Origin of the sequence: Streptomyces sp. NPDC051976 (genome assembly GCF_040680795.1) — a bacterium.
Classification (GTDB): domain Bacteria; phylum Actinomycetota; class Actinomycetes; order Streptomycetales; family Streptomycetaceae; genus Actinacidiphila.
Genome location: NZ_JBFAXL010000026.1, coordinates 119001 through 129296, shown reverse-complemented (window position 1 = coordinate 129296; position 10296 = coordinate 119001). Strand labels below are relative to the sequence as shown.

The window sequence follows — 10296 nt, the reverse complement described above, 5'->3', positions numbered from 1 at the left end:
CGGGCTGAATGAATTCAGCCCGTCCGGCGTTTGAGGACAAGAAGGGGCGGGTGGGTGGGAAAGGTCAGCAGCCGAGGAGGCGGGCGCCGAGGTAGGACTCGACCTGGTCCAGCGACACGCGTTCCTGCTTCATGGTGTCGCGCTCCCGCACGGTGACCGCGTTGTCGTCGAGGGTGTCGAAGTCGACGGTGACGCAGAAGGGAGTGCCGATCTCGTCCTGGCGGCGGTAGCGGCGACCGATGGCACCGGCGTCGTCGAACTCGATGTTCCAGTTCTTGCGCAGGGCCGTGGCGAGCCCCTTGGCCTTGGGCGAGAGCTCAGGGTTGCGGGAGAGCGGGAGGACGGCGACCTTGACCGGCGCGAGCCGCGGGTCCAGCCGCATGACGGTGCGCTTCTCCATCACACCCTTGGCGTTCGGCGCCTCGTCCTCGTTGTACGCGTCGAGCATGAAGGCGAGCATGGCGCGGTTGACACCGGCCGCGGGCTCGATGACGTACGGGAACCAGCGCTCGCCCGCCTCCTGGTCGAAGTAGGAGAGGTCCTGGCCGGACGCCTTGGAGTGCGAGGACAGGTCGAAGTCGGTGCGGTTGGCCACCCCCTCCAGCTCGCTGAACTCCTGGCCGCCGAAGTTGAAGCGGTACTCGATGTCGGCGGTGCGCTTCGAGTAGTGGGAGAGCTTCTCCTTCGGGTGGTCGTACCAGCGGATGTTCTCCTCACGGATGCCCAGGCCCGTGTACCAGTTCCAGCGCTCCTGCATCCAGTACTCGTGCCACTTCTCGTCCTCGCCGGGCTTGACGAAGAACTCCATCTCCATCTGCTCGAACTCGCGGGTGCGGAAGATGAAGTTGCCGGGCGTGATCTCGTTGCGGAACGACTTGCCCATCTGGGCGATGCCGAACGGCGGCTTCTTGCGGGAGGTCGTCTGCACCTGGCCGAAGTTGGTGAAGATGCCCTGCGCGGTCTCGGGCCGCAGGTACGCCACGGAACCGGCGTCCTGAGTCGGGCCGAGGTGGGTCTGGAGCATGCCGGAGAACATCTTGGGCTCGGTGAAGGCGCCCTTGGTGCCGCAGTGCGGACAGTTGATGTCGGCGAGGCCGTTGGCCGGGAGCTTGCCGTGCTTCGCCTCGTACGCCTCCTCCAGGTGGTCCGCGCGGTAGCGCTTGTGGCAGGAGGTGCACTCGGTGAGCGGGTCGGAGAACGTGGCGACGTGGCCGGAGGCGACCCACACCTCGGGGGCGAGGATCACCGACGAGTCGAGTCCCACCACGTCCTCGCGCGAGGTCACCATCGCACGCCACCACTGGCGCTTGATGTTCTCCTTGAGCTCGACGCCCAGCGGCCCGTAGTCCCAGGCGGCCTTGGAGCCGCCGTAGATCTCACTGCTCGGGAAAACGAAGCCACGGCGCTTGCTCAGGCTGACGATGGTCTCGATCTTGTCGGCGGCCACGGTGCTCTCTTCAGTACGACGAAGCGGTCAGTTGTCCCAGATTACCGGCGCGTGCGGCCCCCGGATCAAATCCGTTCCACAGACCCGCCCTACCGCAATTGACAATCGTTTCCACTTCAGTTGAAAATGACTGTCATGAACAAGAGCCGACGCCCGATATCTGCCGCCGTCGCCGCAGCCGCCGCCACGGCGCTCGGCCTGCTCGCGCTGACCGCCTGCTCCGGGGTGACCGCCGCCGAGGGCGCGGCGAACGCCAAGGACAAGGGAAAGCTCAGGGTCACCACGGCCTTCTATCCACTGGAGTTCCTGGCGCGGCAGATCGGTGCCGGGGACGTGGTGGTGACCGACCTCACCAAGCCGGGCGTGGAACCGCACGACCTGGAACTCACCCCACGGCAGGCCGCCGCGCTGCAAGGCTCCGATGTGATCGTCTACCTCAAGGGCCTGCAGCCCGCCGTCGACGACGCGATCGCGCAGTCCGGCGTCAAGCGGCGGGTGGACGCCGGGTCGCTCACCACGCTGGAGGACCACGGCACCGAGGTGGACGGCACCCACCACACCACCGGGGACAACGGCAGCGGCGGAAAGAGCGAGGACGGCGCGGGCGCCGACCCGCACATCTGGCTCGACCCGGTGCGGTACGCGCAGGTCGCCAAGGGTGTCGGCGCGGCGCTGGAACAGGCCGACCCCCCGCACGCGGCCGCGTACGCCAAGAACACCGCCGCCCTGGTCACCCGGCTCGACACGCTCAACACCCAGTTCCGCGACGGCCTCGAGAACCGTACGTCCGACACCTTCCTCACCACCCACGCCGCCTTCGGCTACCTCGCCGAGCGCTACGGGCTGGTGGAGGAGGCGATCAACGGCATCGATCCGGAGAGCGAGCCCAGCGCGGCCCGGATGCGGGCGCTGCAGGACCTCGCCCGCGCCAAGCATGTGACGACCGTCTTCTTCGAGACGCTGGTCAGCGACCGTACGGCCAAGACCGTGGCGGGCGACCTGCACCTGCGCACCGATGTGCTCGACCCGATCGAGGGCATCACGGCGAAGTCGCGCGGCACCGACTACTTCCAGGTGCAGCGGAGCAATCTGCTGGCCCTGCGGACCGCGCTCGGCGCGAAGTGAGGAGGCGGCACCCATGATGGACCGGAACCGTACGGAAACCGTGATCGCGCTCAGAAACGCCACCGCCTCGCTCGGCGCGCGGCCGGTGCTGCGCGGCGTCGACCTGACGGTGGGCCGCGGCGAGGTCGTGGCCCTGCTCGGCGCCAACGGCTCGGGCAAGTCGACCGCGGTGCGCGCGGTCGTGGGTCAGGTACGGCTGTCCGGCGGCTCGTGGGAGCTGTTCGGCACCCCCGGCGCCCGCTTCCGGCAGTGGGCGCGGATCGGCTACGTGCCGCAGCGCACCACGGCCGCGAGCGGGGTGCCCGCGACCGTACGGGAGGTGGTCTCGGCCGGACGGCTCGGCCGCCGCGGGCTGTGGCCGCTCGGCCGCGCGGACCGGGCGGCGGTGGACCGGGCGATCGGCGTCGTGGGACTGGCCGACCGGGCCGGGGACTCCGTCAACGCGCTGTCCGGCGGCCAGCACCAGCGGGTGCTGATCGCCCGCGCGCTCGCCGGGGAACCCGAACTCCTCATCATGGACGAGCCGATGGCGGGTGTGGACCTCGCCAGCCAGCGCATCCTCTCCGACACGCTGCGTGAACAGGTCGCCGCGGGCGCCACGGTGCTGCTGGTGCTGCACGAACTCGGGCCGCTGGAACCGCTGATCGACCGGGCGGTCGTGCTGCGGGACGGCTGCGTCACCCACGACGGTGCGCCGCCGCCCGCGGTCGGCCAGCATGCCCTTCCCGGCCACGACCATGTCCATCCGCACGAGGACGGCAGCCGGGACACCGCCGCCGCCCCGCTCACGACGGGACTGACGCGCTGATGGAGATCCTCGACTACCCCTTCATGGTCCGGGCGCTGATCGCCGCGCTGCTGGTGGGCGTCACCGCGCCCTCGGTCGGCATCTACCTCGTCCAGCGCCGCCAGTCGATCATGGGCGACGGCATCGGCCATGTCGCGCTGACCGGTGTCGCGCTGGGCTTCCTGCTCCAGCTCAGCCCGGTGTGGATGGCCGTCGCGGTCTCCGCGGTCGGCGCCGTCGGCATGGAGCTGATCCGCTCCTACGGCAAGGCGCGCGGCGACATCGCGTTGGCCATGCTGTTCTACGGCGGTATCGCGGGCGGCGTGATGATCATCTATCTCGCGCCGAACGGTTCCAACGCCAACCTGACCTCGTATCTCTTCGGCTCGATCATCAGCGTCTCCCCGCAGGACATCACCGCGATCACCGTGCTGGCCGCGTTCGTCCTGCTGGTCGCCGTCGGGCTGCGGCGGCAGCTGTTCGCCGTCTGCCAGGACGAGGAGTTCGCCCGGGTCAGCGGGCTGCCGGTACGGGCGCTCAACCTGCTGCTCGCGGTGACGGCCGCCGTCACCGTCACGGTGGCGATGAAGGCGGTCGGCCTGCTGCTGGTCAGCGCCCTGATGGTGATCCCGGTGGCGACCGCCCAGCAGGTGACGCGGAGCTTCGCGTGGACGCTGGCGCTGTCGGTGACCGCGGGGGTCGCGGTGGCGCTGTCCGGCACCGTCTTCTCGTACTACGTCGACGTGCCGCCCGGCTCCAGCATCGTGCTCGCCGCGATGGCGCTCTTCCTCCTCGTCACCGCGCTGGCCGCGCCGCTGGCCGGAAGACGCGCGCGGCGGGCCGCGGCGGCGCCCGAGGACGGCACCCCGGTGTCCGCGGAGCGCGCGGAGGTCCACGCCTGAACCCCTCGGCCTGGCACAATGGGGCACGTCCGGACAGGTGCACGAAGCGACCGACAAGGAGGCACCGGTGACCACCACCAAGCATCCCGTGCGTGGCCGTTCGACCCGGCAGCGGGCCGCCGTTGCCGCCGCCCTGGCAGAGGTCGACGAGTTCCGCAGCGCCCAGGACCTGCACGACATCCTCAAGCACCGCGGCGACTCGGTGGGCCTCACCACCGTCTACCGCACCCTCCAGTCCCTCGCCGACGCCGGCGAGATCGATGTGCTCCGCACGGGTGAGGGTGAGTCGGTCTACCGACGGTGTTCCGGTGGCGGCCACCACCACCATCTCGTCTGCCGCTCCTGCGGCAAGGCCGTCGAGGTCGAGGGGCCCGCCGTCGAGCGGTGGGCTGAAGCCGTCGCCGCGGAGCATGGCTTCGCCGATGTCGCCCACACCGTCGAGATCTTCGGCACCTGCGCGGAGTGCGCTGCGCGCGCGGAGGACGGCGCCCCGTAGGGGCGCGGGGACGCTCCCGGCTGCACCGGACGTGCCCCGAAGGGGCGCGGGGAACTACGCGCTCAGCCCCCACCGGCCGGTGGTCCGAAAACAACGCGTCTGCCCCATTGGGGCCGGTGGTGACGCGCGCCACCGCGGTGGCTGGTCGCGCAGTTCCCCGCGCCCCTTCGGGGCGAGGTCTTACCTTTCGTCGCCGGCGAGTTGCGCCTCGTTGGGGATGGCGCCGCCGAAGCGGCGGTCGCGGGAGGCGTATTCGACGCAGGCGCGCCAGAGGTCGCGGCGGTCGAAGTCGGGCCAGAGGACGTCCTGGAAGACCATCTCGGCGTAACTGCTCTGCCAGAGCAGGTAGTTGGAGGTGCGCTGCTCGCCGCTGGGGCGGAGGAAGAGGTCGACGTCGGGCATGTCGGGGTAGTACAGGTACTTGCCGAACGTCTTCTCGTTGACCTTGGAAGGGTCGAGCCGCCCGGCGGCGACGTCGCGGGCGATGGCCTGCGCGGCGTCGGCGATCTCCGCGCGCCCACCGTAGTTGACGCAGAAATAGAGCGTCATCGCGTCGTTGTCGACAGTCTGCTCCTGGGCGACCTGGAGCTCCTGGACGACCGACTTCCACATCTTCGGCATGCGGCCGACCCAGCGGATCCGGATGCCGAGTTCGTTCATCTCGTCGCGGCGGCGGCGGATCACGTCGCGGTTGAAGTTCATCAGGAAACGCACCTCGTCGGGCGAGCGCTTCCAGTTCTCGGTGGAGAAGGCGTAGAGGGAGAGGTTCTTGACGCCGATCTCCAGGCAGCCCTTGAGCACGTCGAGCACGACGCCCTCGCCGACCCGGTGCCCCTCGGTGCGCGGCAGCCCGCGCTCCTTGGCCCAGCGGCCGTTGCCGTCCATGACGACGGCCACGTGCTTGGGCACCAGCTCGCTCTGCAGCTTCGGCGGGCGGGCGCCGGACGGGTGCGGGTCGGGCGTCCGGTAGGTGTGCCGGGAACGGGCTGCCAGGATCCCGCGACGTGCCATGGTCGTACTTCTCCTCAGAACTTCGGGCTACTTCTCGACGAACCGCAGCGAGCGCAGGCCGCGCTCCAGGTGCCACTGGAGATACGCCGCCACCAGCCCGCTGCCCTCACGGCAGTGGCGCTGCTCGCAGGCGTCCGCGGTCTCCCAGTCGCCGCCCAGCAGCGCGCCGAGCAGTTCCAGTGACTCCCGTGAGGGTACGACGCTTCCGGGAACCCGGCACTCACCGCAGACGACTCCTCCCGCTCCGACCGAAAAGAACCGGTTCGGACCGGCCATCCCACACTTCGCGCAGTCGTCGAAGCTGGGTGCGTAGCCGTTGACGGCCAGCGAGCGCAGCAGGAAGGCGTCGAGCACCAGCCGGGGGTCGTGCTCCCCCGCGGCCAGCGTCCGCAGCGCGCCCACCAGCAGCAGGTACTGCTGGACGGCGGGCTCGCCCTCGTGGTCGGTGAAGCGCTCGGCCGTCTCCAGCATCGCGGTGCCGGCGGTGTAGCGGTCGTAGTCGGTGACGATGGACCCGCCGTACGGCGCGATGGTCTCGCCCTGGGTGCACAGTGGCAGCCCGCGCCCGACCAGCTCGCCGCCGCGGGCGAAGAACTGCACGTCGACATGGCTGAAGGGCTCCAGCCGGGCACCGAACTTCGACTTGGTCCGCCGCACCCCGCGGGCCACCGCCCGGACCCGGCCGTGCCGCCGGGTGAGCAGGGTGATGATCCGGTCCGCCTCACCCAGTTTCTGGGTGCGCAGCACGATGCCGTCGTCGCGGAACAGACTCATGCGCCCATTCTCGCCTACCGCCCGCGCGGGCGGGGGTGTGGGCGGCGGTCGCCGCCCACACCCCCGTCACGGCGTGCAGTTGGCGGGAGTGACGATGTCGTTCTGGTCGATGGAGATGGTGAACGGGACGCCGCCGTCCAGCCTGACGGTCCAGCCGCGGACCACGGTCCCGGAGGCGGGGGCGTCGGCGAACCAGACGGTCGGCGCGGGCCGCCCGCAGTCCGTGCGGCCGTGGGAGACGCCGTCCTTGCGGCCGTAGCGGTCGGCGACGACCTGATCTCCCGGCGTCCCGTCGCCGCCGTCGCACACGACATCGGTGACCCGCCCGGTGGCACCGTCGAAGGTCAGGCCCGCGTCCCGGCCGAGGTGGGTGCCGCCCCGGTAGAACTGCACGTCGCCCACACTGCCCACCAGCACACCGTCGACGTGCTGCCCGCAGGTCAGCGGGCGGGCGTCGGTGCCCCAGACACGGTGGAACGCCGCCGCGTCGGTGAACAGGGCGGCGATCCGCGCGGTGTCCACAAGGTGACGCGTGCCGGGCTGCTGGTACAGCTCGGCCGCGATGAACAGCTTCCGGGTCACGTCGTCGGCGTCAAGTGCTGCCGTTGTCGCCGGAGCCGTCGTGGACGGCGGGGTCGCGGGCGGGGCGGGCCGCCGGTCCTGGCCGCCACCGGAGGACACCAGGACCGCGGCCACCGTGGCGGCCGCCGCCCCCACGGCAGCGAGGCCCAGGGTGATCCGGCGTCGCCGTACGCCCGCGGACCGGGTGATCGCGCCGGGGTCGAACACCGGGGTGCGCTCGCCGCCCGCGAACTCCGCCATCGCGGCGGCGAGTTCCTCCTCCAGGGTCGGCGCGGCACCGTTACGGTCGTCGCTGTTCATCGGTCACCTCCCTGCCCGGGCCGGACGGTGTGCCCGTCCACCGCGGTGCGCAGTCTGGCCAGGCCCCTGGCGGCCTGCGAGCGTACGGTGCTCTCCGACACCCCCAGGGCGGCGGCGATCTCCGCGTCCGCCGCGTCGTCGAAGTAGCGCAGCACCAGCACGGTGCGCATGCTGGGCGGCAGTGTCCGCAGCACCCGCAGCAGTTCGTCGCGGACCAGCACCTTGCGGTACGGGTCGGGCGCCGGATCCCCGGCGTCCTCCGGCAGCGCCAGTTCCGCGGGGCGGCGGCGGGCCCGCCGTCCCCCGTCGTGGTGCAGATTGACCAGGATCCGTCGGGCGTACGCCTCCGGCGCGTCGGCCCGGACGACCTTGCGCCAGTGCCTGCACACGCGTTCCAGCGTCGACTGCACCAGGTCCTCGGCCGCCCCGCGCTCTCCCGTGAGCAGGATCGCGGTCCTGAACAAGGACCCCGATCGCGCCCGCACGAACGCGGTGAAGTCGGCCACCTCCTCGGCGCGCATCGCCACCTCCCCCCTCCGTCACACGTGAAGTGTTCACACCCACTCCTGACGTATGCCTCGCGGCCCGTTGCTGCACGGCCTACGGCCCGTTATCCGTTCGTTACCTCACCCTCGCGGAGGACGTGCCCCGTAGGGGCGCGGGGACGCGCGCTGCGCTGGCGGAAGAGGTCGTGCCCCGTAGGGGCGCGGGGAACTGCGCGGCCCGCCCCCACCGGGCCGGTGGCCCGAAAACAACGCGTCTGCCCCATTGGGGCCGGTGGTGACCTGCAACCCGGTCATGGGCTGGTCGCGCAGTTCCCCGCGCCCCTAAAAGACAGGTCCTCCGCAAGCGCGCCCCGGAGGGGCGCTACGCCCCGGGGGCGACGAGGCCGGACTCGTAGGCGACGATGACGAGTTGGGCGCGGTCGCGGGCGCCGAGTTTGCCCATGATCCGGCTGACGTGGGTCTTGGCGGTGAGGGGGCTGAGCCCCAGCGCCTCGCCGGTCTCGGCGTTGTTGAGGCCCCGGGCGACAAGGGTGAGCACCTCGCGCTCGCGGTCGGACAGACCGCTGAGCCGGGCGGGGGCGGGGGCGCTGACCTGGGGGCGGTCGGGCAGCCGCAGCACCCGGGCGATCAGCCGCGAGGTCGGTCCGGGTGAGAGCAGCGAGTCACCGGCGGCCACCGTACGGATCGCGTCGAGCAGATCGGCGGGCCTGGTGTCCTTGACCAGGAACCCGGAGGCGCCGGCGCGCAGCGCGGAGACCACGTGCTCGTCGTCGTCGTACGTGGTGAGCACCAGGATGCGGACCCCGGCGAGGTCGTCGTCGGCGGCGATCCGCCGGGTGGCCTCGATGCCGTCGAGTTCCGGCATCCGGATGTCCATCACGATCACGTCGGCCCGCGAGCTGCGGGCCAGCTCGACCGCTTCGAGGCCGTTCCCCGCCTGGCCGACCACCTCCATGTCGCGGGCGGACTCCACGAGCATGGCGAACGCGGCGCGCACCAGCGTCTGGTCGTCGACGAGCAGCACCCGTATGGGCTGCGTCGGGGTCATCTGTGGTCTCCCTGGGAGTCGACGCTGAACGGCAGTACGGCGGTGACGGCGAAGCCGGGGCCGTCGCCGCGCGGCCCGGTGGTGAGGGTGCCGCCGACACTACGGGCCCGCTCGCGCATCCCGACGATCCCGAAGCCCTCGGTACGGCCCGCGGCGACCGGCGGCGGCACCCCGTCGTCCTCGACCCGTACGTGCAGGGCGGTGATCTGGCGGCCGAGGATCACCCGTATCCGGGGGCTGGGCGCGCCCGCGTGCCGTACGGCGTTGGTCAGCGACTCCTGGACGATCCGGTAGGCGGCGGCGCCGACCGCGGGCGGCACCGTCTCCCGGCCCACGGCCACGGTCACCTCGACCTGGGCGCCGGCCGCCTCCGCGGCCCTGGCGAGCGCGGGGATACCGGCGAGGTCGGGCAGCGGGCCGTCGCCGTCGGCGCGTAGCACCCGCAGGGTGGTGCGCAGTTCCGCGCGGGCCTCCCGGCAGGTGTCCGCGATGGTGTCGAGCGCCCCGGCGACCGCGGTGCGGTCCAGCCGGTCGGGGTCGGCGACCAGGATGTGCGCGGCCACCGACGTCTGCACCCCGATCAGGGTGATCGAGTGCGCGAGCAGGTCGTGCAGGTCGCGGGCGATCCGCAGCCGCTCCTCCGCGACCCGGCGAGCGGCCTCCTCCTCGCGGGTGCGCTCGGCGCGTTCGGCCCGCTCCACGATGGCGGCCACGTAGTTGCGGTGCATCCTGACCACTTCGCCGACCACCGCGACGGCCACGATCCACCCCGCGCTCTGCAGCATGTCGGTGCCCGCGTGCGGCCGCCCGATGGTGGAGAGGATCACCGCCATGGTGCCGATCACGGTCGGCACCATGAGGAAGGTGCGGATCGGCGGACCCGCGACGGCCAGCGCGTAGAGCGCGACCATGGTGGCCAGGGTCGGCGCGGTGTGGTTGTTCTGCAGGTAGTGGTAGGGCGCGACGCAGGCGACCATGCCGGTCATGCACCACATCGGTGCCTGCCGCCGCCACACCAGCACCACGGCGCTGCCCGTCAGCAGGATCCAGCCGAGCAGGTCCGGGCGGTGGCCGCCGACCTCCTGCGGCAGGGTCGCGGCGAGCACCACCTCGACCGCCAGCACCACCGCGGCCAGCACCACGTCGGAGGGCGAGACATGGGTGGTGCGGATCGCGGGCACCCGAGGCGCGCGCAGGAGCGCGAGGCTGACGGTCACACGTCCATCCTCAGGGATCGACCCGGGTCGGGGGCGGAACGGGGCGGGAGTTGTCGCGGAGTTGACGTGGAGCGGGCAGTCCCGCACGGCCGGGGCCGCGA

The 10296-nt window shown here is 71.7% G+C and carries 11 protein-coding genes; 4 read left to right on the top strand and 7 right to left on the bottom strand.

All coding sequences use genetic code 11. From position 1 onward, the window contains the following. Positions 1-64: 64 nt before the first annotated feature. The gene (locus AB0M29_RS24950; RefSeq protein ID WP_365386165.1) at positions 65-1447 is read right to left on the bottom strand and encodes a glycine--tRNA ligase; all 1383 of its coding nucleotides are present in this window, start codon (positions 1445-1447) and stop codon (positions 65-67) included. Positions 1448-1582: 135 nt separating this feature from the next. On the opposite strand from AB0M29_RS24950, the gene AB0M29_RS24945 reads away from it, so the two are divergent. From AB0M29_RS24945 to AB0M29_RS24930, 4 genes are all read left to right on the top strand, one after another. Then, the gene (locus tag AB0M29_RS24945) at positions 1583-2572 is read left to right on the top strand and encodes a metal ABC transporter substrate-binding protein (RefSeq protein ID WP_365386164.1); all 990 of its coding nucleotides are present in this window, start codon (positions 1583-1585) and stop codon (positions 2570-2572) included. Positions 2573-2585: 13 nt separating this feature from the next. After that, positions 2586-3380 (top strand): metal ABC transporter ATP-binding protein, encoded by a 795-nt coding sequence (locus tag AB0M29_RS24940; protein WP_365386161.1) that lies wholly within the window; start codon positions 2586-2588, stop codon positions 3378-3380. Beyond that, on the top strand, positions 3380-4261 hold the full coding sequence (locus tag AB0M29_RS24935) for a metal ABC transporter permease (protein ID WP_365386159.1): 882 nt from the start codon (positions 3380-3382) through the stop codon (positions 4259-4261). The genes AB0M29_RS24940 and AB0M29_RS24935 overlap by 1 nt, the downstream gene beginning before the upstream one ends. A 67-nt stretch (positions 4262-4328) precedes the next feature. Continuing rightward, on the top strand, positions 4329-4757 hold the full coding sequence (locus tag AB0M29_RS24930) for a Fur family transcriptional regulator (protein WP_365386157.1): 429 nt from the start codon (positions 4329-4331) through the stop codon (positions 4755-4757). A gap of 180 nt (positions 4758-4937) precedes the next feature. Here AB0M29_RS24930 and AB0M29_RS24925 read toward each other — a convergent pair whose 3' ends face one another. The 6 genes from AB0M29_RS24925 to AB0M29_RS24900 all read right to left on the bottom strand — a co-directional run bounded on the left by AB0M29_RS24925 (position 4938) and on the right by AB0M29_RS24900 (position 10105). Beyond that, positions 4938-5768, bottom strand: a complete 831-nt coding sequence (locus AB0M29_RS24925; RefSeq protein WP_365386155.1) for an isoprenyl transferase — start codon at positions 5766-5768, stop codon at positions 4938-4940. Positions 5769-5795: 27 nt separating this feature from the next. After that, on the bottom strand, positions 5796-6542 hold the full coding sequence (gene recO / locus AB0M29_RS24920; RefSeq protein ID WP_365386153.1) for a DNA repair protein RecO: 747 nt from the start codon (positions 6540-6542) through the stop codon (positions 5796-5798). A 66-nt stretch (positions 6543-6608) separates the two neighbouring features. After that, positions 6609-7424, bottom strand: coding sequence for a hypothetical protein (locus AB0M29_RS24915; RefSeq protein WP_365386151.1), 816 nt, complete (start codon positions 7422-7424; stop codon positions 6609-6611). Next, positions 7421-7945: a SigE family RNA polymerase sigma factor gene (locus tag AB0M29_RS24910; protein WP_365386148.1), complete on the bottom strand. Its 525-nt coding sequence runs from the start codon at positions 7943-7945 to the stop codon at positions 7421-7423. Before AB0M29_RS24910 ends, AB0M29_RS24915 begins: the two co-directional genes overlap by 4 nt. 346 nt (positions 7946-8291) lie before the next feature. After that, complete coding sequence (locus tag AB0M29_RS24905) at positions 8292-8978, bottom strand: response regulator transcription factor (RefSeq protein WP_365386147.1); 687 nt, start codon at positions 8976-8978, stop codon at positions 8292-8294. Further along, the gene (locus tag AB0M29_RS24900) at positions 8975-10105 is read right to left on the bottom strand and encodes a histidine kinase (protein WP_365386185.1); all 1131 of its coding nucleotides are present in this window, start codon (positions 10103-10105) and stop codon (positions 8975-8977) included. The genes AB0M29_RS24905 and AB0M29_RS24900 overlap by 4 nt, the downstream gene beginning before the upstream one ends. Positions 10106-10296: the final 191 nt, after the last annotated feature.